The 24,337-nt window shown below is 46.0% G+C and carries 22 protein-coding genes and 1 pseudogene; 22 read left to right on the forward strand and 1 reads right to left on the reverse strand.

Going from position 1 to position 24,337, the window contains the following annotated elements; all coding sequences use genetic code 11:
• Positions 1-205: 205 nt before the first annotated feature.
• The 4 genes from DW025_RS14275 to DW025_RS14290 all read left to right on the forward strand — a co-directional run bounded on the left by DW025_RS14275 (position 206) and on the right by DW025_RS14290 (position 3,608).
• The gene (locus DW025_RS14275; RefSeq protein ID WP_243104999.1) at positions 206-598 is read left to right on the forward strand and encodes a helix-turn-helix domain-containing protein; all 393 of its coding nucleotides are present in this window, start codon (positions 206-208) and stop codon (positions 596-598) included.
• A 41-nt stretch (positions 599-639) separates the two neighbouring features.
• The gene (locus tag DW025_RS14280) at positions 640-2,541 is read left to right on the forward strand and encodes an HD domain-containing phosphohydrolase (protein WP_120000441.1); all 1,902 of its coding nucleotides are present in this window, start codon (positions 640-642) and stop codon (positions 2,539-2,541) included.
• A 20-nt stretch (positions 2,542-2,561) separates the two neighbouring features.
• A complete protein-coding gene (locus DW025_RS14285) occupies positions 2,562-2,969 on the forward strand; it encodes an Hpt domain-containing protein (protein ID WP_120000442.1) in 408 nt (135 codons plus the stop codon).
• 138 nt (positions 2,970-3,107) lie between these two features.
• A complete protein-coding gene (locus DW025_RS14290) occupies positions 3,108-3,608 on the forward strand; it encodes a signal peptidase I (protein WP_165854800.1) in 501 nt (166 codons plus the stop codon).
• Positions 3,609-3,747: 139 nt separating this feature from the next.
• On the opposite strand, the gene DW025_RS14295 is transcribed toward DW025_RS14290, so the two are convergent.
• Complete coding sequence (locus DW025_RS14295; RefSeq protein ID WP_118758516.1) at positions 3,748-5,043, reverse strand: serpin family protein; 1,296 nt, start codon at positions 5,041-5,043, stop codon at positions 3,748-3,750.
• Between the two features lie 269 nt (positions 5,044-5,312).
• On the opposite strand from DW025_RS14295, the pseudogene DW025_RS14300 reads away from it, so the two are divergent.
• The 18 genes and pseudogenes from DW025_RS14300 to DW025_RS14390 form a co-directional block, all read left to right on the forward strand.
• Positions 5,313-5,690, forward strand: a pseudogene (locus tag DW025_RS14300) (DUF4186 domain-containing protein); the annotation flags it as partial.
• A gap of 672 nt (positions 5,691-6,362) precedes the next feature.
• On the forward strand, positions 6,363-6,617 hold the full coding sequence (locus DW025_RS14305) for a helix-turn-helix domain-containing protein (protein WP_015534224.1): 255 nt from the start codon (positions 6,363-6,365) through the stop codon (positions 6,615-6,617).
• 266 nt (positions 6,618-6,883) lie between these two features.
• On the forward strand, positions 6,884-7,288 hold the full coding sequence (locus DW025_RS14310) for a MerR family transcriptional regulator (protein ID WP_117549530.1): 405 nt from the start codon (positions 6,884-6,886) through the stop codon (positions 7,286-7,288).
• A gap of 21 nt (positions 7,289-7,309) precedes the next feature.
• Entirely contained in the window at positions 7,310-9,061 is a 1,752-nt protein-coding gene (locus DW025_RS14315) for a 1-deoxy-D-xylulose-5-phosphate synthase (RefSeq protein WP_120000446.1), read from the forward strand.
• A 326-nt stretch (positions 9,062-9,387) separates the two neighbouring features.
• Positions 9,388-10,725 (forward strand): TrkH family potassium uptake protein, encoded by a 1,338-nt coding sequence (locus DW025_RS14320; protein ID WP_118649389.1) that lies wholly within the window; start codon positions 9,388-9,390, stop codon positions 10,723-10,725.
• Between the two features lie 15 nt (positions 10,726-10,740).
• A complete protein-coding gene (locus DW025_RS14325) occupies positions 10,741-11,388 on the forward strand; it encodes a potassium channel family protein (protein ID WP_015534220.1) in 648 nt (215 codons plus the stop codon).
• 15 nt (positions 11,389-11,403) lie between these two features.
• Positions 11,404-11,658 (forward strand): hypothetical protein, encoded by a 255-nt coding sequence (locus tag DW025_RS14330; protein ID WP_015534219.1) that lies wholly within the window; start codon positions 11,404-11,406, stop codon positions 11,656-11,658.
• Between the two features lie 63 nt (positions 11,659-11,721).
• Entirely contained in the window at positions 11,722-13,698 is a 1,977-nt protein-coding gene (locus DW025_RS14335) for a DUF4118 domain-containing protein (RefSeq protein WP_120000448.1), read from the forward strand.
• Complete coding sequence (locus DW025_RS14340; protein ID WP_120000450.1) at positions 13,691-14,392, forward strand: response regulator; 702 nt, start codon at positions 13,691-13,693, stop codon at positions 14,390-14,392. Before DW025_RS14335 ends, DW025_RS14340 begins: the two co-directional genes overlap by 8 nt.
• Before the next feature lie 439 nt (positions 14,393-14,831).
• On the forward strand, positions 14,832-15,773 hold the full coding sequence (locus tag DW025_RS14350; protein ID WP_120000452.1) for an EamA family transporter: 942 nt from the start codon (positions 14,832-14,834) through the stop codon (positions 15,771-15,773).
• A 160-nt stretch (positions 15,774-15,933) separates the two neighbouring features.
• Complete coding sequence (locus DW025_RS15245; RefSeq protein WP_243105000.1) at positions 15,934-16,131, forward strand: zinc dependent phospholipase C family protein; 198 nt, start codon at positions 15,934-15,936, stop codon at positions 16,129-16,131.
• A 262-nt stretch (positions 16,132-16,393) separates the two neighbouring features.
• Positions 16,394-17,638 carry an ammonium transporter gene (locus DW025_RS14360; RefSeq protein WP_118649385.1) on the forward strand — a complete coding sequence of 415 codons (1,245 nt, stop codon included), beginning with the start codon at positions 16,394-16,396 and terminating at the stop codon, positions 17,636-17,638.
• A gap of 58 nt (positions 17,639-17,696) precedes the next feature.
• Positions 17,697-18,044: a P-II family nitrogen regulator gene (locus DW025_RS14365; RefSeq protein WP_004850656.1), complete on the forward strand. Its 348-nt coding sequence runs from the start codon at positions 17,697-17,699 to the stop codon at positions 18,042-18,044.
• Between the two features lie 327 nt (positions 18,045-18,371).
• On the forward strand, positions 18,372-21,038 hold the full coding sequence (locus DW025_RS14370) for a cation-translocating P-type ATPase (protein WP_120000454.1): 2,667 nt from the start codon (positions 18,372-18,374) through the stop codon (positions 21,036-21,038).
• A gap of 2 nt (positions 21,039-21,040) precedes the next feature.
• Positions 21,041-22,102: an inorganic phosphate transporter gene (locus DW025_RS14375; protein WP_120000456.1), complete on the forward strand. Its 1,062-nt coding sequence runs from the start codon at positions 21,041-21,043 to the stop codon at positions 22,100-22,102.
• Positions 22,103-22,343: 241 nt separating this feature from the next.
• Positions 22,344-22,964, forward strand: coding sequence for a DUF47 domain-containing protein (locus DW025_RS14380; RefSeq protein ID WP_165854801.1), 621 nt, complete (start codon positions 22,344-22,346; stop codon positions 22,962-22,964).
• Positions 22,965-23,277: 313 nt separating this feature from the next.
• On the forward strand, positions 23,278-23,646 hold the full coding sequence (locus tag DW025_RS14385) for a CidA/LrgA family protein (RefSeq protein ID WP_118758521.1): 369 nt from the start codon (positions 23,278-23,280) through the stop codon (positions 23,644-23,646).
• A complete protein-coding gene (locus tag DW025_RS14390) occupies positions 23,639-24,331 on the forward strand; it encodes an LrgB family protein (protein ID WP_015534210.1) in 693 nt (230 codons plus the stop codon). Before DW025_RS14385 ends, DW025_RS14390 begins: the two co-directional genes overlap by 8 nt.
• The last annotated feature ends 6 nt before the right edge of the window (positions 24,332-24,337 follow it).

Genomic DNA, 24,337 nt, shown 5'->3' on the forward strand with positions numbered 1-24,337 from the left:
CATGTGTTCAGCCTAGTTCATAAATATGTGTCCAGGATTCTGGGTACATATCACTTTTAACCTGTGGTTTATTTGTGTTATAGTATCTGTAGATTCCTTCTGACATATTTTATTATTAGTGTTCGGGATATTGACCCAGTTATAAGACTATTGGAGATATTGGTAGTCAGATAGTTTATAGCATTTACAATGGGAGGTATCATTTATGACACAGAACAATTTTCCAATGATCGACCTTTGCGCAACAGGCAAGAGGATTAAAGAAGTGAGAGAGCAGAAAGGAATCACCGTAAAAGCATTGCAGGCATTTCTCGGGTTCAATGAACCTGTATCGATCTACAAGTGGCAGAGGGGCGAATGCCTTCCTACATTTGACAACATGTATGCAATGGCCTGCCTATTCGGGGTAGGAATTGACGACCTTCTGGTGGGAAACCGCCAGGAGGTTGTTTTTGTTTGCGCGCCATGGGCGCGCTCTAACGGGTGTCATTTATCTCTGGGGATGGAGGTGGCGGGCACCTCCGTCCCCATTAAATATTTGATTAATGTTGGTAGTATGTTACAATTATATCTATATGTAAGTATAAACTTTAGCTGATCTGGGACCGGAATAATGTGCGTGAAATGGGGGGATTCGGTATGAAGAATGTAAGCAAGAGGCACTATATACTGACACTGATAGTGAGTTTTGTGGCGATTGTGGTACTGTCGTTGTGTACGATCATGACATTTTATAGAAAATCGGTGAATGATACCCTGTCTTTGGCGGCAGAGACAGTTAAGCAGGAGCAGGAATATGTGAATTCCTACCTGAACCGAGCCGTGGATGCGGTGGAAGTTACGAAGATCACTGTGGAGCATATGATGAGAGAAGGCCGGTCGGGGCAGGATATACTGAACTTTCTCACGAATGAATCGGATTATTATCTCCAGGATATAGATGCGGCGTTCACAGGTGTATATGGCGTTATAAACGGCGAATACCTGGATGGCATAGGCTGGGTTCCCGGCGATGATTATGTGCCTCAGGAGCGCGCATGGTATAAGGCAGCAGTGGCGGCAGACGGCCAGCCAACCCTGGGCCAGCCGTACATCGATGCGCAGACAGGAGATATTCTGATGTCAGTCAGCCAGTTACTCTACGATGGCGAGAGTGTAATATCTCTGGATGTAACACTGGATCCAATACAGTCAGAGACGGAAAATATCAAATTAAATGGTCAGGGATATGCATTCGTCTGCGACAAGTCAGGATTGGTGATAACCCACTCGGACAAGAAAGAGGTAGGCCAGAACTACACTCAGGGAGAAATGTCTGTACTCATGAAGGGGATAGCGGACAATGACGGCGAACCGTTTCAAACAGTTGCTAATGATAAGAAGGTGACAGTTTTCAGCTATTCCATAGTAGATGAATGGTATGTGGTCATGGTCATCACGAATGAGAAGCTGTACCACGGAATAAGAAAACTGATAGGCCACGATATAGGCGTTGGAATAGTTCTATACATAATTATAGTGTTCTTCTGTACCAGATCCAAGAATAGTACGGATGCGATCATGAGCCGGCTCGATGAGACAAATAACGAACTCACAGACCTGAATAATATGGTCATGCAGGCATTTGCCAAGACGATAGATGCAAAGGACAAATACACAAAAGGTCATTCTGTGCGAGTCGCCAGATACAGCCGTGAGCTGGTGAAACGGATGGGCGGCACGATCAAGGAGCAGGACGAGATGTATCAGATAGCACTGCTCCATGATATGGGCAAGATACGTATTCCTGACAACATAATCAACAAGCCGGGAAGACTTACGGATGAAGAATTCTCCATGATAAAGCTTCACTGTGTAAATGGATACCATATTCTCAAGAATATAAATGCATTTCCGGACCTGGCGGTGGGCGCAAAGTATCACCATGAGAGGTACGATGGAACAGGATATCCAAGTGGGCTCAAGGGAGAAAATATACCAAGGTGTGCAAGAATCATAGCGGTGGCAGACAGCTACGATGCCATGACATCCAACCGAAGTTACAGATACGCCCTGCCGCAGAAGATAGTGCGCGATGAGATGGAGAAGGGCAAGGGCAGTCAGTTCGATCCGGACATTGCAGAAGTCATGCTCAGGATGATAGACGAGGATGAAGACTACCACATGAGACAAGCCGAGAAGATGGTAAGCAATATCCTTGTTGTAGATGACGAGAAGATAAATATCAGACTTATAGAGAATATCTGCAAAAATGAGCCTCTCTACAAGGTTATTGCGGCAGAGAGCGGAAAGCAGGCCATAGACATAGTGGGAAATCAGCAGATAGACCTGATATTGCTCGACATCGAGATGCCAGACATGGATGGATTCCAGACGCTGGAAGAGATACGCAAGATCACAGACGTACCGGTCATATTCGTAACAGCTTATAAGGATTATAAGCTGATAGAGAGAGCGAGACAGATGGGGGTTGAGGATTATATTACGAAGCCGTTTCTTCCAATAGTTTTCCTTGAGACCTTGTACGGAGTTATCGGTTAAATACAGATGGGGGGACGACTTTGGAAAAGAAGCTGGTGAGGGATGTGTTGGATTTAGACGTTATGGGAAAACAGGATTCAGACACATCCTGTAAAGAAGTTAACATTGACCATGAGAAGGGTCTTACATACTGCGGGGGCAGTGAAAGCTTTTTGAAGGAAATAATTTCAATGTACGCAGCTGACGACAAGCGCACAGAGATACAGAAGGCTTTTGATGAAAAAGATTGGGACGGCTACAGGATATTGATACATACGGTAAAAAGTACATCCAGAACGATCGGAGCCATGGAGCTGGGCGATGAGGCGCAGGAGCTGGAGAATGCGGTTAAAGAACTTGATGTGGATATGATCTGCAAGATGCATGAGAGTGTGATGGCTTCTTACTCGGCTGTACTTGACTGGTGCCGTGTGACAACCGCTCAGTAGGTCCGATATTTTCACAAGACGATAGAATGTAGAACATAGTGCACATATGCAATCTTGCAATATGCACAAAAACAGATTACTAATACATGAATACTTGACATTTTCCCATATAATAATACGTCATTATGATATACAATATTGTATTATTTGAAAAATGGGGGAGACCAGACATTTGTTAAGCAGACAGATCCGGCATCCATACATGAGAATGATGTCATATCATTTTATTCATCGGATCCGGCTCTTTCTGGTGCGGTAAATACACATAGAGTTGTCTCGATAGAGACGGATGGTAATAATTATAGGTATATTACAAAGGGCGACGCCAATAATGTGGTGGATCGTTATGATGTGGACTCAAGAGATCTGCTTGGCAAGGTGGTGTGGTCATCACTCATACTTGGCAAGATAGTGAGACTTGTGTCCAACCCTCTTATATTTGTACCCATAATTCTTGTTCCGCTTGCCATTATACTCATAGCCAACCTAGTAAAGACTGTATCCTATGCAAGAAAGATAGCAAAGGATGAGGAGGAAGCAGCTATAAAAGAGGCGATCCAGTATATACGGGAGAAGAATCTCAGAGAAACAGGTGACACGACAGAATCCAATGAGAATTCAGAGAGAAAGTCGGAATAGTGGGTCTATAGAAAAAAGCACACAAGATTTTGAGATCTTGTGTGCTTTTTTGATATTCGCAAAGAAAAGTGAAAATGTTCCATTCCTTTGCGAGTAAAAGCTGCTGAAGCAAGTCCTAGTATGTGTCGATAATCAAAAATTACAGCGAATTCACCCTGCCCATGAACAGGATCATGCCAGTGCTCTGATCTTCAATCACATACACAAATGGCTTGTCCACAATAAAGTTATATGTTTCCTCACTTGGCATCATTGCTGTTTCCTTGATCATGATGTCTGTCTCTGCTGCGGCCTTGGTTCCGTTCTCGTCCACGATCACCTTTGCTTTGTGGTTGACTGATGAAACGGCTATGCCATCGGCGATCTTGGAGAAGTCAGCACTCTCCGAATATGCCGACTGGATTCCCATGTTTTTCAGAATGTCGTCAAGACCGTCGATACTCTGCTCATCTGTGAATTTTGGGAGCTGGAGGGTATCGATCTCTACGTTGCTGGCATCATCCAGAGAGTCGATGAGTTTCTGTTTTTCTTCGTTGCTTAGTTTGTCAAAGAGTTTATTTATGTCTCCGTCATCGGCGGTTGGCATGAACACCTTCATGACAACATTGTCGCCGTCGTATGGAAGTGTGATTCCCTTGATCTCGCCGTTGTCCATGTATGCGAAGTGCTCACCGTAGAGATGCATCATATCAACAACGCTTTCCTTATCGGTTCCGTAGAAACTGCTCTGAAAAGTTTTATCCTCGGTAAAAGGAGTATCCCATTTTCCTTCGAAATAAACTGCGTTTATGAGCATCATCACGGTTCCACCAGGAATCTCCTTTAAGATTTCAGGGATCATCTTGTTGGTGTTGTCACTCACCCAGTTGTTGACATTTTGAACAACCTTGTCTGCCTGACCATCGAAGTCGGCCTCGTAGATTTCACCGGAGTAATAATCCTTGGCAGGTGTAAGAAAGTCGGAATTTATATTGGCCGCCCAAGTCGTTCCCTTGTTCATCCATACTGAATTTGCTGTGTTGACAAATGTATTCTGAGACCAGTCTTTTGACAGATATGCCTTCATCTCATCGTTCCACTCATCAAGGTCTGTTATGCCGAGAGCGTTTTCTAGCTCATTTTTTGTTGTACCGCCGGCACCTACATCCAGCATGGACAGTGCACTTGCAATGCTGTAAGGTGAGTAAAATATGTTCTTGTCAGCTGGAAGTGCAGAATACATATTCATAGAGAATTCATTGATTCCGTTCTTTAGCTGGTCAAATGATGTTATATCCGTTTTGACCGAAGTCACAGTGATGTTGTCAGTGAGGGAAGTGACCGACGAATCAGTTTTGGTGTGACCGGGATTATTCCCCGGTGTATTTGTGCCGCAGCCGGCAAGACCTGCACACATACAGGCGCTGAGTAGTAAAGCTGTCATTCGTTTTTTCATAGTTGAAACCTCCTTATTGTAAAGCCCATCGTATCGTCCCGATGATTTATTGTAACTGGTATATCATTAACTCTCAATATATATACGAGTATCAAGAGTTTTTTTATGGTCTTTAAAAAATTTTTTTTATAAGATTCGTGAGGCAGTGAACAATGAACTTGGAAAATGTACGGATTAGATATATATTAGACACAGAGGCTTAATCAGCTTCTATAATCAGTTTTCATACGGAGGAAATACGATGGCACTTATAAATGGAGATGATAGGGTTGACAAAGGAAGAATGGTACGCCCGGCTTTTTGAGCGCCTGGGAAGGTCGAAATTTCGCAGTGGATTTCATTTGACACAGAAAGATATCGACTATATACATGAAAAGGGGCTGGATACCATAAGACAGCATGCACGGGATTTCATAGCGCAGAGGGAAGCTCCGGCATTCATACCAAATGACGGAAAGCAGACTCCCATGCGGGGACATCCGGTGTTTGTGGCACAGCATGCCACGGCTACATGCTGCCGGGAATGCATACGTAAGTGGCATACATTTGCCCCGGGAGTGGAGCTTGGTCCAAGACAGCAGGAGTATCTGGTGGATGTTATCATGACCTGGATAGTGAGGGAGCTGGCAGCTGCGGAAGAGAAAGTGGCAGAAGAAACAGCGACTGAAGATGCAGTGACATCGCAGACTGGAAAAGTGATGGCAGATGAGGCGGTGACGTTGCAGGCCAGAAAAGAGATGTCAAATGATATAAAAAGGCCATAAAAATGTATGTTTTCTACCAGTAGTGTAATGACAAATAATTATATCTGTGGTAGAGTACAGTTTAGGTGGTCAAATAAAAGAAGAAAATCAGGACACACCAATAAAAAATGACTTAGGAAAAGGAACCCGGAAGGGTAGTCAGGAAAGGAAAGAATCATGTTAAGTATAGTTTTCGCTAAATACATAACCCGAGAGTTTAATAGTGATGTGGCAGGGAATACTTTACATACAGATGATAAGCTGCGTGAACATATGTACTCATATGGTACAGGGCGAGAGCGTACGGAACATGATCATACAAATATGCTGACCTGAATGACCTGAGCAAATACATAACAGATCAGATAGGTTTCGATAGACTGAGATCAACCAGATCTATCAGCATTTATAGATTGAAATCATGATGTGCGAAAAAGCGTCCATCCATGTGAGTATTATAGAAGTATTCATGTGGATGGGCGTTTTTTGCGTGTTTTTGAACTCGTCTTTGTGAAGAAGAAATCTGCCACAATTGTAGCAATGCAGATGAGATGAGAATTTTAGGAGGGAAGTATTATGTGTAATGTACCAACAATTGACATGACAGGAACAGGCAGAAATATTGTGAAGCTTAGACAGAATGCAGGTTTTTCTGTAAAGGATCTGCAGGATATATTTGGATTTGCCACTCCAAATGCGATATACAAGTGGCAGAAGGGTATGGCTATGCCAACCGTAGACAACCTGATCATTCTGGCCGCCATCTTTGGTGTAACAGTGGATGATATCATTGCAGTAAACATCTGCTCGACAGTTGGAATCAGTGCGTAGCATAAAAATTTACATATTCATGTATATAAAGGCGGACAGCGGTAACTACGTTGCCCGCCTCTTTTATATCCTGTATGGGGTTAGGCACCTCCGTCCCCAGGGGGACACTGTATGGGGCAGGTACCTCCGTCCCCAGGGGGGAGAAAATTGGGGGTTGACTTGGAGTGAGCTCCAAGTGATATATTCAATGTAACATATAGGTATTGTGTGAGTGCATATAGCTATAAATAGAAAGGTTTTCTTGAAATTAGGAAAGAGGTGGCAATATGACTATCAAAGAAGTAAGTGAAAAGTTTGATATCACCGCTGATACGCTCAGGTATTACGAGAGGGTGGGACTTATCCCTCCTGTCGCTAGAAATGCTAGTGGCAACAGGGATTATCAGGAAAAAGATGTCGATTGGGTTGAACACACTGTATGCATGAGAAATGCTGGTGTTCCGATAGAGGCGCTTATTGAATATGTAAAACTCTTCCAGATGGGAGATGCTACATTTGGCGCGAGGCTGGATCTCCTTAAGGAGCAGTATGAGAAGCTTGAGGAGCAGAGAAAACAGATCGAAGCCACCATGGATAGATTACATTACAAGATATCCAAATATGAGGAGGCCGTGAAGACCGGCAAGCTTGTATGGGACAGGAAAATTACCGATGGCGAATGCACTATGTAAAAACAGGAGGATAAAGAAAAAATGTATATTGAAAATATCAACGGACCACAGGATGTAAAGAAACTGACAGTAGACGAGATGGGAACACTTGCAGACGAGATGAGACATGCACTTCTCATCAGAGCTAGCAAACACGGCGGACATTTTGGACCAAACTTTGGTATGGTTGAGGCAGCCATAGCACTTCACTATGTATTTGAATCACCAAAGGATAAGATTGTGTATGACGTGTCACACCAGAGCTATCCGCACAAGATGCTTACTGGAAGAAAGGATGCATACCTCTATGAGGAGAACTATGATGATGTGACTGGTTACAGCAACCCGCATGAGAGCGAGCACGACTTCTTCACGGTTGGACATACTTCAACATCCATCAGTCTGGCTGCAGGCCTTGCAAAGGCAAGGGATCTCCAGGGGGCAGAGGGCAATGTGATAGCGGTGATAGGCGATGGCTCCCTGTCAGGAGGAGAGGCCCTTGAAGGCTTGGACTACGCTAAAGAACTGGATGGCAACCTTATCATAGTTGTAAATGACAACGATATGTCCATAGCCGAGAACCACGGAGGACTCTATACAAATCTCAAATTACTCAGAGACACTAATGGAACAGCAGAGTGCAATCTGTTCCGCGCCATGGGACTTGATTATTATTACGTGCATGAAGGCAATGATGTGGCAGCCCTCATAGACACATTCCAGAAGGTAAAAGATTCAAAGAAGCCTGTTGTGGTCCACATCAGAACCCTCAAGGGAAAGGGTTATGCCCCAGCTGAGGAGCACAAGGAGCAGTGGCACTACAGCGGACCATTTGACATAGAGACAGGAAGATCATTATTTGAAGGTGACGAGGAGGACTACTCAAGCGTGTCCTGTGATTACCTGCTTGACAAGATGAAGAAGGATCCAAAGGTCGTTGCCATCACAGCGGGAACACCGACGGTTATAGGATTTACAGAGGATAAGAGACGTGAGGCCGGAAAGCAGTTTGTCGACGTGGGAATCGCAGAGGAGACAGCGGTGGCACTTGCGTCGGGAATTGCAGCAGGCGGCGGAAAACCAGTGTTCGGTGTGTACAGCTCATTTGTGCAGAGAACATTTGACCAGATATCCCAGGATCTCTGTATCAACAACAATGCAGCCACTATAGTGACATTTGCAGGATCTGTATATGGAATGAATGATGTGACACATCTGGGATTTCAGGATATCCCTATGCTTTCAAATATCCCGAATCTTGTATATCTTGCTCCGACAACAAAGGAAGAGTATATTGCTATGCTTGACTGGAGCATAGAGCAGAATGAGCATCCTGTGGCCATCAAGCTCCCAGGCGGTGCAATGGTAAGTGGAAGCCCTGTGACGAAGAACTTTGGAGATCTGAATAAATATGAGGTGACACAGAAGGGAAGCAAGGTTGCCATACTCGGCCTTGGAACCTTCTACAGTATGGCAAATGCTGCAGCAGACGAGATGAAGAGTGAGCTTGGTATAGATGCCACTGTCATCAATCCTTACTATATCACAGGTCTCGATGAGGAACTTCTTGAAAGCCTCAAGGCAGACCACTCAGTTGTCATCACCATCGAGGATGGTATACTGGACGGCGGATTCGGTGAGAAGATTGCAAGATTCTATGGCGATTCAGATATGAAGGTGCTGAATTATGGTCTTAAGAAGGAATTCCTTGACAGGTACGATGTCGAAGAGGTTCTTAAGGATAATCGTCTTGATGCAGAGATGATCGCGGAGGACGTTAAGGGACTTTTGTAAAGTGTATGATTATCTATGATATATATGTTTGTGTGAATAATTTATTAGTAGAAATATAGAACAGACATAAAATGCCCCATATAATTCTGAAATTATTTATTCCCAGAAATTATATGGGGATATTTTATTCGAATGTCTGATCATGATATGATGCCGAGTTCTGTCAGAATTGATATGGCTCCTTCGGCGTTTGCTATACTCTGCACTGTTTTTTCAAAGAATGAGCATCTTAATGCAATCTTAATACAGCACACCGGATCATTACACCGTTTTTTTATATTTCATAATATACTCTTTATAAACAAACAAAAACAGGAGAAGTATATATGTCTGAAATTACACATAGAAAAAAGCGACTGTCATCCTTTAAGCTGATCGTTTTGGGCTTTGCCGGGGTTATTCTGATCGGAGCACTGATATTGATGCTGCCGTTTTCATCGACTGCCGGAGTTGTTACGCCGTTTCACGAGGCGCTGTTCACATCGACCTCGGCCGTTTGCGTTACGGGGCTGGTCGTGCAGGATACGGGCAGTTATTGGTCCGCTTTCGGGCAGACGGTAATACTGCTGATGATCCAGATAGGCGGGCTCGGTGTTGTGACAGTTGCGGCATTTTTCGCCATGCTGTCTGGCAGAAAAATATCGCTGATGCAGCGCAGTACCATGCAGGACGCCATCTCTGCCCCGAAGGTCGGCGGGATCGTCCGCCTGACCCGCTTTATTGTACGGGGAACTTTTTTGATCGAGCTTATCGGAATGATCGTCATGCTGCCGACATTTTGCGGAAACTTCGGTATCAAGGGAATTTGGATGGCGGCATTTCATTCGATTTCCGCCTTTTGCAACGCCGGCTTTGACATACTCGGCACCGCAGAAAACAAATACCCGTCTCTTACGGGATACATCGGAGAGCCTACAATAAACATTGCAATTATGCTTTTAATTATTGTGGGCGGTATTGGATTTTTGACCTGGGACGATATTTGCACAAACAAGTGGCATTTCAAAAAATACCGTATGCAAAGTAAGGTCATATTGGTAACAACGGCAATCCTCATTATCGCTCCCGCAGTATTCTTTTTCTTCTGTGATTTTACGGGGCTGCCGCTCGCCGAAAGGATTCTTGCGTCGCTTTTTCAGTCTGTCACACCGAGAACCGCCGGTTTCAATACCGCCGATCTTCCCGCTATGACCGGTTCCTCCAAGGCAATTATGATTCTGCTGATGCTCGTCGGCGGATCGCCCGGCTCCACGGCAGGCGGTATGAAAACGACCACGCTTGCCGTTCTGATTCTGAGTGCATTCTCCGTCTGTTGCAAAAAGGACGATGTCGAAGTCTGCGGCAGGCGCATTGACGGTTCGGCAGTGAAAAACGCCGCAGCCGTTGCCGTAATGTATTTCCTGCTGTTTTTTGTCGGCGGCATTGTTATCAGCGCGGCAGAAGGTCTGCCGCTTAGCACCTGCCTTTACGAAACGGCGTCCGCTGTCGGAACGGTCGGGCTTACCCTTGGGATCACACCGCAGCTCGGTGTTCTTTCTCAGCTTATTTTGATCGTCTTGATGTATCTCGGCAGAGTCGGCGGACTTACCCTGATTTACGCGGCGATCTCCAATAAAAATCAGAGCGGTGCAAAGCTGCCGCTCGAAAATATCACAGTCGGATAAAGGAGTTACTATATTATGAAAAACATATTGTTGATAGGTCTCGGCAGATTCGGTAGGCATATCGCTTTGCAGCTGAATAAGCTCGGGCATGAGGTGATGGCGGTAGACAGCAACGAAGAAAGGGTCAATAAAATTCTGCCGATCGTTACTAACGCACAGATAGGTGACAGCACAAACACGGAATTTTTAAAGTCGCTCGGAATCGGAAACTTTGATGTGTGCATAGTCACCATAGGAGGAAATTTTCAAAATTCGCTGGAAACCACTTCTTTGCTGAAAGAACTCGGCGCAAAATTAGTTGTATCCCGTGCCGAGCGTGATGTGCAGGAGAAATTTCTTCTGCGTAACGGAGCGGACGAGGTCGTTTACCCAGAAAAACAGGTAGCAAATTGGGCTGCTATTCGGTACACCGCCGATCACATACGGGATTACATCGAGGTCGATGAGGCTCATGCCATTTTTGAGGTAGAGGTTCCGGAGGGGTGGATCGGAAAAACCGTCGGAGAGCTGGATATCCGCAGAAAATACAGCATCAATATCATGGCGACCAAGGAGAACGGAAAAATCAATATGGCAGTTTCACCGGAAACCGTTCTTACGAACAAGACCACTCTTTTGGTTCTCGGTGCTTACAAAGAACTGCAAAAGTGTTTTCGCATTTAACAGAGGTGAGTGAGGATGGCTGAACTATTGCTGATCGTCAGCCTGCTTGGCATATTTGCTTTCGGATTTTATCTTATGAGCAGGCTGGATCGATTTCTTGAAGAAAACAGAAAAGCATTGTTAAAGGAAAACGAATCCCGTGAGCCTTCCGAAATTCTGCTGCCGCAGGGGCTGTCCGAAAGTGAAATATTATGTGAGATCCGCCGTTTTCGTGAAACGCACGGAAATGTCGATATTATTCTTTCCGATGGGCAGAAGAATGATTTTTAGACTGCGGTAGATTTTTTTACAGTTTTACTGTATAATAATAAAATAAAAATGGCGGTGAAACCGATGAAAGTACAAAACGAACAGTCAAAATTCGATACAGACGAGCATATTCTTGTCTGCCTATCCTCTTCGCCATCCAATGCAAGGATCATACACACCGCCGCAAAGATGGCTAAGACCCTTCATGCAAGATTTACCGCCATCTATGTGCAGACGGATACGGTCATAAATGATGAGGATCAGTCCCGACTTTCGCAGAACATACAGCTCGCGCAAAGGCTCGGCGCCGAGATCGTTATGACGCACGGCGAGGATGTACCGCTGCAGATCTCGGAATATGTCAGGCTTTCCGATGTCACAAAAATTGTGATCGGGCAAAGCAGTGCCAGACGCAGATGGCTGTTCGGAAGACCGACTCTCACTGAAAAGCTGATCTCCTCCGCCCCCGATGTTGACATTCATATTATTCCCGATGCACTGAACTACACAAAGCCGCACAGACGCCGTCTGTTCTTAGGTGCAGAGATACCGTCGCTGCGGGATATTGCCGTGACCGTCCTGGCGCTTGCCGTATGTACGGCGATCGGGTTTCTGTTCGACCATCTCGACTTTCCCGATACCAATATCGTTACGGTATACATCCTAGGTGTGCTGATGATCTCCGTTTTGACCAAAGGATACCTTTGCAGTATGGCAGGCTCACTTCTAAGTGTTGTATTGTTCGGATTTTTCCTTACCGAACCCAGGTTGTCCTTTCAGACATATGCCGTAGGCTATCCCGTTACCTTTGCAGTCATGCTGGCGTCTTCCGTTCTCACCGGCACGCTTGCCTCGAAGCTGAAAGATCATGCAAGGCTCTCGGCTCGCTCCGCGTTCCGTGTGCAGGTGCTGTTCGACACTGATCGTCTGCTGCAAAAAGCAAAAAGCAACGATGATGTTTTAAGCGTGACCTGTATGCAGCTCTCGCGGCTGCTTGACCGAAGCATTGTTGCCTATACGAAAGGCGAAAACGGAATGTTGTCCGGGCGGCTGTATGCCGAAAAAAAGGATACACACGCTGAAAAGCTGCTAAGCGATGCAGAGCGGCAGACCGCAGAATGGGTGCTTCAAAACGGTTGCCGTGCAGGAGCAGCGACAGCACAGTTTGGAAAATCCGAATGTCTTTATCTTGCGATCCGTGCAGGCGGCAGAGTATACGGTGTAATCGGGATACCGATGAAACCCGAAAAGCCCGATTCATTTGAGAGCAGCATCGTACTTTCGGTTGTGAACGAATGTGCGCTGGCAATGGATAATGCTCACAACGCCGCCGAAAAGGAACGGGCGGCAGATCTTGCAAAAAGCGAGCAGCTGCGCGCCGACCTTTTGCGGTCGATCTCACACGATCTGCGCACGCCGCTTTGCTCCGTTTCGGGTAATGCGGACACGCTTTTGCATAACGGAAACTGCCTGGACGAAGCAACCAAGCAGCAGATCTATAAAGATATTTATGACGATTCCGAATGGCTGATCGGCGTGGTGGAAAATCTGCTGTATGTTACACGGCTGAATGACGGACGCCTGAAGCTGGAGCTTACCGACCAGCTTGTAGACGAAGTGGTCAACGAAGCCGTTTCGCACTTGAAGAAAAAATCCGTCGGACACAAGGTGACGGTAAGGTGCGACGATTTGATCCTTGCCCGTATGGACGCACATCTTATCGTGCAGGTCATTGTCAACCTTATTGATAATGCTTTGAAATATACCGAACAAGGCTCCGAGATCTGCGTAAGTGCCGAAAAACAGGGCGGGGATGCCGTGATCCGAGTCGCCGATAACGGAAACGGAATTGCAGACGATATGAAACCGCATATTTTTGAGATGTTTTACACCGGAAAAAATACCGTCGCAGACAGCCGCAGAAGCTTCGGGATCGGGCTTACCCTGTGTAAATCTATCATAGAGCTGCACGGCGGAACGCTGACGCTTACGGATAACGTACCGCACGGCTGCATATTTACCTTTACTTTACCGCTCAGCGAGGTGACTCTGAATGAATAAACCCATTGTTCTCGTTGTGGAGGACGACCGTCCCGTCCGCAATCTGATCGTAACAACATTAAAGGCGCACGATTACCGCTACCTGACCGCGGAGAACGGACACAGCGCTATTATAGAAGCGACCTCCCATAACCCGGATATCGTTCTGCTGGATCTGGGGCTGCCGGATATCGACGGCACACAGGTGATCGAAAGCATCCGCTCATGGTCAAATATGCCCATTATTGTGATCAGTGCGCGCAGCGAGGATAAAGACAAAATCACGGCGCTGGATGCCGGGGCGGACGACTATCTGACAAAGCCCTTTTCCATAGAGGAGCTTTTGGCACGCCTTCGGGTCACGCAAAGACGGCTGCTGCTGCTTCAGGCAAGCGGCGACGCCGACTCACCCGTTTTCCAAAACGGCAAGCTTAAGATTGATTATGCTGCCGGCTGCGCTTATCTAAATGGGGAGGAATTGCACCTGACCCCGATTGAATACAAGCTTTTGTGTCTGCTCTCTCATAATGTCGGAAAGGTGCTGACGCACACCTATATCACGCAGCAGATTTGGGGCAGCAGCTGGGAAAAAGATATTGCTTCTCTGCGGGTGTTTATGGCGACCCTGCGCAAAAAGCTGGAGTCGCAAAAGGACAGTCCGCAATACATTCAGACGCATATCGGCGTCGGTTACCGTATGCTGCGGGTAGACTGAGAAAAGCGAGAAAACAAGGATTTGAACCGATATGCAATAGAAAATCTTTTCGGAATTGAAGGGCTGAATATCGCTTGGTACGGACTCATTATCGCCTGCGGTATGGTGCTTGGCTTTGCTTTGGGGAGTATAAAACACAGCCTGTGCCAATTTGCCGTCCGAAACCTTAATCAAAGATCAAAATTTTTTCTAATCATTTTCCTGTTAGCTATAAAAAAGCACAACGCCACAGAGTTTTAAATCTCTGTGGCGTTGTGCTGCTCTCAATCGGTCACTTTTTGAAAGTGTCCTTATGTGAGCCTGCCTTTTATGCGGCTTTGAGCGGGGTTGCCGCAAGGATGGATTTGGAGCCAAAATAGTGTTACCCTATAGTAAAGATGATACAAAATGATAAATGTAAGTATGGCTTACGGTCACATATAAATGGGAGGCGCGTAAAATGTGGATATTATTTGCAGTGAGTTCTTCGTCATTTGCGGGGATCACGGCGATACTTGCAAAATGCGGTATAAGAAAGACGGATTCTGATGTGGCGACGGCTATAAGGACAGTTGTGGTTCTGCTGTTTGCTTGGCTGATGGTTCTTGTCACAGGAGCCTGGACTGCAGACACACATATCAGCGGTAAGACACTTCTCTTTCTGATCCTCTCCGGCCTTGCAACTGGAGCATCCTGGCTGTGTTATTTCAGGGCGCTGCAGAAAGGGGATATCAACAAGGTCGTTCCCATAGACAAATCAAGCACCGTGCTCACGATTCTGCTTGCCCTCATATTCCTACATGAGGGGATCACCTGGGTTAAGGGTATCTCAATAGTTATGATAGGTGTGGGCACCATGCTTATGATCACCAAAAAGAAAACTGCAGATGATCAGGAGATGTCAGGGAAAGATGTCGAATATATGTCAACAGACAGTGGCAGTGTGGCACAGAAACAGCGGGGAATGGGACTTTTGCATGGCAGCTGGCTGCTGTACGCGGTGCTCTCAGCTGTCTTTGCCAGTTTGACAGCGATACTCGGCAAGGTAGGGATATCGGATATCAACTCAAATCTGGGCACGGCGATCAGGACAACGGTGGTTCTTGTCATGGCTTGGCTTATGGTGTTTGTGTCAGGAAAACAGCATGAGATAAAGGGCATAGAGAAGAAGGAGCTGCTGTTTATTGCGCTCTCCGGAATAGCCACGGGAGCATCCTGGCTGTGTTATTACAGGGCACTTCAGGACGGACCGGCAAGCGTGGTAGTACCGATAGACAAGCTGAGCATGCTCATCACCATTGCATTTTCAGGAATCGTGTTCCACGAAAAGCTGACCAAGAAAGCGGCTGTTGGCGTGGTATGCATCACTGCTGGAACTCTCTTAATTGCCATGAATTTCTGAATATTTTACGGTCTATTTAGAAAGTATTTATAGTTTCTTCCTGTGGATTTTATATCTATCGTTTACACTATATACAACGAAAAAGATATAGAGGATACATTTGTACATGAGAAGCTTATCAAGCTGTGCTTGATGGCAGAACAGGCAGGAGGCGTTAAATATGAGAACAGCAGACCACATGAATCTGAGCAGATATATTATGGATCACATGGATGCCGGCGCATCTAAGCTGCAGAAGGCGGCGTTCATATTTGGCAGCATAGAGCCGGATATTAATATGGATGCCGGTTACGGCAAATGCAAGTATGGCAGCAGCTGGCAGGATTGGAATGGAGTCTACAGGGGTGGCGTAGGATAGCACGCCGTAAAAAAGTCCAGCATATCGAAATTGAGCCGACAACAAAGACTTGGTTAAGAAACTTCATAAAAACAACAAAACAGCTTGAGAAAAACAATTTAAAATTACCTCTTGCATTATTTTCTGAAGTCTGCTATTATAAATCACGACAAAGGCGTCAAATGAATCGAAAAGATTCGTTTGGCGCCTTTTCGCGTATGTAGTACCGGGAGAATGAGATATCGCATCCTTCGGGTGAATAAAGGTTAAGGAGGAAGAAACTATGAATACGGGAGATACTGGTTTTATTATGATCTGTGCGGCTCTGGTGTTCTTCATGACACCCGGACTTGCATTCTTCTACGGAGGCCTCGTCAGGAGGAAAAATGTTGTAAATACCATCATGGCATGTACAGCCATCATGGGACTTTCAGTTGTCATGTGGGTGCTGTTCGGTTACTCGCTCTCATTTGGCACGAACCACGGAGGTGTTATAGGAGATCTCAAGTGGTTTGCACTTAACGGGATAAAGATGGATGAGGCTGGTCCTTATGCGGACAATATACCTCACCTTGTATACGTTGCATTTCAGATGATGTTCGCCATGATCACACCGGCGCTTATCACCGGCTCACTGGTCGGACGTGTGAAGTTCAAGGCGTTGTTCTTCTTCATCATGCTCTGGTCGATCATCGTTTATTACCCAATGGCTCACATGGTATGGGGCCAGGGTGGTTTCCTCGGAGAGATCGGATCAGTTGATTTCGCGGGAGGAAATGTAGTGCATATAAGCTCAGGTGTGAGCGCCCTTGTATTCTCTATCATCCTTGGAAGAAGAAAGGGATACGAGAACACAGCATACAGAGTTCACAACATTCCATTTGTCGCACTCGGTGCATTCATTCTTTGGTTTGGATGGTTCGGTTTCAATGCCGGAAGTGCCCTCGGCGCAAATGGTCTTGCAGCACATGCATTTATGACAACAGCGATTGCCAGTGCCAGCGCAATGCTCTCATGGATGATAATAGATGTTATAAAGGACGGAAAGCCTACTCTGGTCGGTGCATCAACAGGTCTTGTAGTTGGTCTTGTGGCTATAACACCTGGTGCAGGATTCGTACCGATCTGGTCATCATTCATCATCGGTGCACTTGTCAGCCCGATCTGCTGCTTTACAATCTCATTCCTGAAGGGTAAGCTGAAGATAGACGATGCACTTGATGCATTTGGATGTCATGGTATCGGAGGTATCTGGGGAGGTATCGCAACAGGTTTATTTGCAAAGAGCTCGATCAACAGTGTAGCCCGTTGGGATGGTCTGGTATTTGGCGATGTACATCTGTTCCTGGTGCAGCTTTTAGGTATCGTTGTAACGATCGCGGTAGCCATAGTCGGAACACTTATCTGTCTTGGGATCGTGAGACTCTTCACACCACTCCGTGTAACAGACAGAGAAGAGAAGGTAGGTCTGGATATCTCAGAGCACGGTGAGAGTGCATATCCAACATTCAATGGACTTGATTCGTAGGAGGATGCAATTGCCTGCATATTCTGGAAATTTGGCAAAGTGAAAGGAGAATATCATTATGATGATAAAGGTTGAGGCTATCGTGCGCGAGGAGGTCTTTGAGGACGTCAAGGAAGCACTGAACGCTATAGATGTAAATGGAATTACAGTGTCTCAGGTTATGGGATGCGGAGCACAGAGAGGATATAAGAAGCTTGTCCGTGGTACGGAGGTAGATGTGGTGATGCAGCCGAAGATCAAGTTTGAGATAGTTGTGTCATCTGAGGAATGGGAGAAGAAGACCATCGAGGCTATCCAGAAGGCGGCATATACAGGCGAGGTTGGAGACGGCAAGATATTCAGCTACGAGATCCGTACTGCAACTAAGATCCGTACAAAGGAGAGCGGATATGATGCGCTGAATTAAAAGTTTATAAATTCTTTACCAAATACTAGTCGGGAATCCTTTGACAATCAAAGGGTTCCCGTGTTATTATGTCGGAAATATCAGGGAGTAGTTCACATCGGTTATAAGATGTTGTGCGATCTCGTCATCACGTTTTCTGGCTGGGACATACCTGTGCAGGGAACCGGGACGCACGCTTTCGGAGTATATATAGTAGTGTATATAGAACTTGAAAGGAACGAGACTTTTATTGTGTGTTTATCATGCAATGAAGGTCTCGTTCCTTTTTCTTTGCATGACACACACAACCTGTTTACAGAGATTAAGAAGAAAAGGAGTCTGGTGTGTATGACAGAGAAAAATTTTTGGAACTGTTCCGGTGATGAATTACTAAAAGAATTCAGGACAGACAGCCGCGGACTGTCGACGGAGCGGGCAGAGGAGATCCGCAGTGAAAAGGGAGAAAATGTTCTCCAGGAAGGCAAGAGAAAGAGCACATTACAGGTGTTCCTCAGCCAGTTTTGTGACCTGCTGGTGATCATACTGATCATAGCAGCGGTCATTTCTATGTTTTCTGACAATATCGAGAGTACCATAGTAATCTTGGCGGTACTCGTCATGAATGCTGTGCTTGGAACGGTGCAGCATGTGAAAGCTGAGCGTTCGCTTGACAGTTTGAAACAGCTTTCATCCCCAAATGCAAAAGTTATGAGAGATGGTGTGAAGCAGGAGCTTCCGTCCCGCGAGATAGTTCCGGGTGATATCGTGCTGCTCGAGGCGGGCGATATGATAGTTGCCGATGGAAGGATACTCAGGAACTTCTCACTCCAGGTAAATGAGAGTTCACTCACCGGAGAATCTACAAATGTGGAAAAGAATGATGCAATAATAGAAGGTTCCGTGCCTCTTGCAGACAGGACAAATATGGTGTATTCAGGAAGTCTTGTTACATACGGACGAGCAGAGGTGCTTGTGACCGGAACAGGAATGGATACGGAGCTCGGTAAGATCGCAGGACTTATGAATGCGGCAAAGGAAAGAAAGACTCCGCTTCAGGAGAGCCTTGACAAGTTCAGTGCAAGGCTTGCGGCATTCATCATGATCGTGTGCGCGCTGGTATTTGTCCTCTGTATATACAGGAAGATGGCGGTGCTTGATTCCATGATGTTCGCAGTCGCCCTTGCAGTTGCAGCTATACCTGAGGCTCTTGGTTCGATAGTTACCATCGTGCAGGCATTTGGCACCCAGAAGATGGCGAAGGAGAATGCGATCATCAAGAACCTCAAGGCGGTTGAAAGCCTTGGATGCGTGTCAGTCATCTGCTCAGACAAGACCGGAACACTTACACAGAACAAGATGACCGTGCAGGAGATATATCTGGATGGAAAACTTTACAAGCCGGAGGAGCTTGATTCCCATAACCAGCTCCACAGATATCTGCTATATGATGCGGTTCTCACCAATGATTCCAGCATAGTGGATGGAAAAGGAATAGGAGATCCGACGGAATATGCATTGCTTGAGATGTTCCGTCAGGTCCACATGATGCCAGGCATGGAGACGGATGGTACAGGTATCTCTGTTCCTGCGGAGACTGTAAAATGGAGTCTGAAGGAGGATGTACTCAGGGACTGCATGGACAGAATGGAGGAGGTTCCGTTCGACTCGGACAGAAAGCTTATGAGTACAAAGTATCTGCTTCATGGGGTCCCGACCATACTCACCAAGGGTGCTGTGGATGTGCTGCTTGACAGATGCGTGAGCGTGAGATACAGCGATGGCGTAAAGCCTATGACAGATGAAGAAAAAGCGAAGATCAAGGCTCAGAACAAGGCATTCTCAGAGAATGGCCTCCGTGTACTGTCATTTGCATATAAGGAAAGTGATGAGGTACTGGGAGTTGATACTGAGTATGGATTTACATTCCTTGGACTTGTGTCCATGGTGGATCCGCCACGCCCGGAGTCTATGGCAGCGGTTGCCGATGCAAGGCGTGCGGGCATAAAGCCGGTCATGATAACCGGAGACCACAAGATCACAGCGGTTGCCATAGCGAAGCAGATCGGAATATACGAAGATGGGGACATGGCACTCACGGGAGAGGAGCTTGACGCTCTGTCTGATGAGGAGCTTGCACGTGACATAACAAAGATATCTGTATATGCCAGGGTGTCACCGGAGAATAAGATAAGGATAGTCGATGCATGGCAGAAGAACGGCAATATAGTAGCCATGACAGGCGATGGTGTCAATGATGCCCCTGCACTCAAGAAGGCAGACATAGGTGTTGCCATGGGAATAACCGGCACGGAGGTGTCCAAGGATGCGGCGGCTATGATACTCTCAGATGACAACTTTGCAACCATCATCAAGGCGGTGTCAAATGGACGAAATGTATACAGGAACATAAAGAATGCGATACTGTTCCTGCTGTCGGGAAACACAGCTGGAATACTGGCGGTGCTTTATACCTCGATAGCGGCCCTGCCTGTTCCGTTTGCACCTGTACATCTGTTGTTCATCAACCTGCTCACAGATTCTCTTCCTGCGCTCGCGATAGGAATGGAGCCGGCTGATCCATCGTTGCTCTCAGAAAAACCGAGGGATCCTAAGAAGGGAATACTGACATCTGACTTTATGGCAAAGATGCTCTCGGAGGGCCTTCTCATCGCTATAGCGACCATGACAGCATTCCATCTTGGCCTGCCGGTGAGTTCGGCAAAAGCCACTACCATGGCATTTGCAACACTGACACTCGCCAGACTGTTCCACGGTTTTAACTGCAGAAGTGAGGAGTCGATGTTTAAGCTTGGATTTAGATCAAATAAATACAGCGTATATGCATTTTTAGCCGGGGTGGCATTTCTGGCTGCGGTCCTGTTCATACCGGGACTTCACAGTCTGTTCAGCGTGGTAAGTCTTGGAGCAGCGGATGTGCTGAAGATAGCGGGACTTGCATTTGCACCGACTGCGATAATACAGATCATTAAGGCCATACAAGACAAGAGGAGATAGACATGCTGGAGAATATTACATTTTCATATTTTGCAGAGCAGGTTGTGAGCCATCCGGCGCTTTTGATTGCCGTTCTGCTGACACTTGGAGTAATTCTGGTAAATGGATGGACGGATGCACCAAATGCCATAGCGACGTGTGTGTCTACCAGATGCATAGATGTGGATAAGGCGATAATTATGGCGGCTGCCTGCAATTTCCTTGGGGTGCTTATCATGTCGCTTGTCAATTCAAAGGTAGCCATGACTATCAAGAACATGGTGAATTTTGGAGGTGACACAGACTCGGCGATGATCGCTCTGTGTGCGGCAATGACGGCGATCGTAATATGGGCAATCGGTGCATGGGCATTCGGCATACCGACAAGTGAGAGCCATGCCCTGATAGCCGGACTTACGGGCGCAGCCATAGCACTTCAGGGAGGACTGGACGGTGTAAATCCTTCAGAGTGGATAAAAGTAATATATGGTCTTGTGCTGTCAACCGTTCTCGGATTCGCAGTCGGATTTGTGGTGTGCAAGCTGCTCACGGTTATCTGTTACCGCTTTGACAGAAGAAAGACAAATGCTTTCTTCTCAAAAGCACAGGTGGCCGGCTCGGCGGCGGTGGCATTCATGCACGGAGCCCAGGATGGCCAGAAGTTCCTGGGAGTTCTCCTGCTTGGGCTGTTTCTCGTAAATGGACAGAGCAGTGCAGAAAATGTAATGATACCAATATGGATGATGATACTTTGTTCGGTTGTCATGGGACTTGGAACATCGATTGGAGGAAAGAAAATCATCAAGTCTGTTGGAATGGATATGGTAAAGCTTGAGAAATATCAGGGATTTGCGGCTGATCTGTCGGCGGCACTCTGTATCCTGCTCTCGACGGTATGCGGAATCCCGGTCAGCACCACCCATGTGAAGACGACAGCCATCATGGGCGTGGGGGCTGAGAAGAGGGCATCTGCGATCAACCTCAAGGTGGTGCGTGATATGGTGCTCGCCTGGGTGCTCACATTCCCTGGCTGTGGTGTCATAGGATATGGCATGGCAAAGCTGCTGATCGTGTGGCTGGGGTAGGTTGTAGGTGGTTGAAAATGCAGGCTGAGAAGTGCAAGTGATATTTTGGCATACCAATCAGGGGTCGTTTCCACTTAACTTAGCCTGCAGCGGTACTAAGGTGCCGCTTGAGGCGCCACCTAAGGACCGGCGGCTGCGTATTCCCCTGATTTGGTAATGCAAAAATCACTTACACTATTACAGCTTATGAGTTTTTCAATCACCTACGAATATAGAGTTTTGATTATAAGGAGAGAATATTGTGAAGAAGAAAAAGGACGAGTTTTATTTTAAAAATCTGAATACATGTGTGGAGATCTCGTATCAGGCTGCGGAGTTTCTGAAGAACGTAGTCGTGGATTTTTCGGTGGACACCATCAAGGAAAATCGTGATCGTATGCATGAGCTTGAGCAGAAGGCCGATGGCAAGAAACATAAGATGATGACTGTGCTCAGTCAGGCGTTCATAACACCGATTGAACGGGAGGATCTGGTTGCCCTGTCTAACTATCTGGATGATATTACCGATGCTGTTGAGGATGTGTTCCTGCAGATTTATATGTGCAATGTGGATACTATCAGAGAGGATGTACCCCAGATGGTAGAACTGCTCCTCGAGTGCATCAAGGCACTGCAGGATGTGATCGGAGAATTGAAGAGATTCAAGAGTTCAAAGACCATTGAGCAGAGCATAATCAGGGTAAATGATCTTGAGGAGCAGGGAGACAGATTGTATGTGGAGAATATGCACAGACTGTACGGTGAGAGTGACCTTAGGACTGTGGTAGTGTGGAAAAACATATATGCCTGCATAGAGAACTGTATGGATGTGTGCGAGCACGCGGCGGATATTGTGAACACAGTGATCATGAAAAATTCATAGGATGAGATTCCTGCAAAAATAATAGTCAATAGAAATATTTACGAAATATTTTCAGATTGAATTAAAAAAATTGTTATATTTATCAAAATTAAAAAAATGCAGAATATTCTATTGAATAAAATCAAAGTGAGAATATAATAATCAAAGGGTTAAAGGGTGGTTTGAATATACAGAGTAACTATATCTGTGTATCGAACCTCCTTTTTTATGAAAAAGGCTCGATATGTGGAGGTTGTATACAGGCATGTATACCAAGGTTGTGAATCGTTGCTCCATATGTGTATGATAAATATATAGAAGGAAGACAAAAAAGATGAAATATTTGAAGCAGTTTCTTATAATCCTCGCCATATCCTTTATCGGTGAGATACTTAAGTACATAGTTCCACTACCGATTCCGGCGAGTATATATGGTATGGTTATCATGTTTATCTGCCTACAGACCAAGATCCTCAAGCTGGAAGATGTGAAGAGTGTGGGCAAGTTTCTTATAGAGATCATGCCGGTCATGTTCATACCAGCTGGTGTGGGCCTTATGTCGTCGTGGGGAACGCTTAAGCCTGTGCTTGTGCCAGTCAGCGTCATAACGGTGGTTGTCGTCATAACGGTCATGCTTGCTTCAGGCTGGGTATCACAGCTTATAATAAGGAGAGACAGGAAGAAGGAGACTGAAAATGAGTGATATGTTTGAATCGTCCATATTTGCAGGGGTGACTATAAGCCTTCTGGCATATATGTTTGGAAGTGTACTTAAAAAGAAACTTAAGATAGCTATACTTAACCCACTGCTGGTGTCCATCATAGTGACTATAGTGGTGCTGGTTGTGGCTGATGTGGATTACGATGTGTACAATGAAGGCGCAAAGTATCTGAGTTGGTTCCTCACACCGGCTACAGTGTGTCTTGCAATCCCACTCTATGAGCAGTGGGAGCTTTTAAAGCACAATTATAAGGCTGTGCTCGGCGGTATAGTTGCCGGAGTTATAACGAGTCTGACTACAGTCCTTGTGTTGTGCAAGGTCATGGGACTTTCCCATAAAGATTATGTGACACTTCTTCCGAAGTCCATAACCACAGCTATCGGAATGGGTGTCTCGGAAGAGCTTGGCGGATATGTGACCATCACGGTTGCAGTCATAGTTGTGACCGGAGTGATCGGCAATATAATCGGAGAGATCGTGTTCAAGATATTCCGTATTAAAGAACCTATATCAAAGGGACTTGCCCTGGGATCATCAGCCCATGCCATCGGAACTGCCAAGGCTATGGAGATCGGCGAGGTTGAGGGAGCCATGAGCAGTCTGTCGATTGCAGTTACGGGAATACTTACGGTTATACTTGCATCTGTGTATGCACATTTTATGTAATGGATA

The organism is Coprococcus sp. AF38-1 (assembly GCF_003603945.1).
GTDB lineage: Bacteria > Bacillota > Clostridia > Lachnospirales > Lachnospiraceae > Coprococcus > Coprococcus aceti.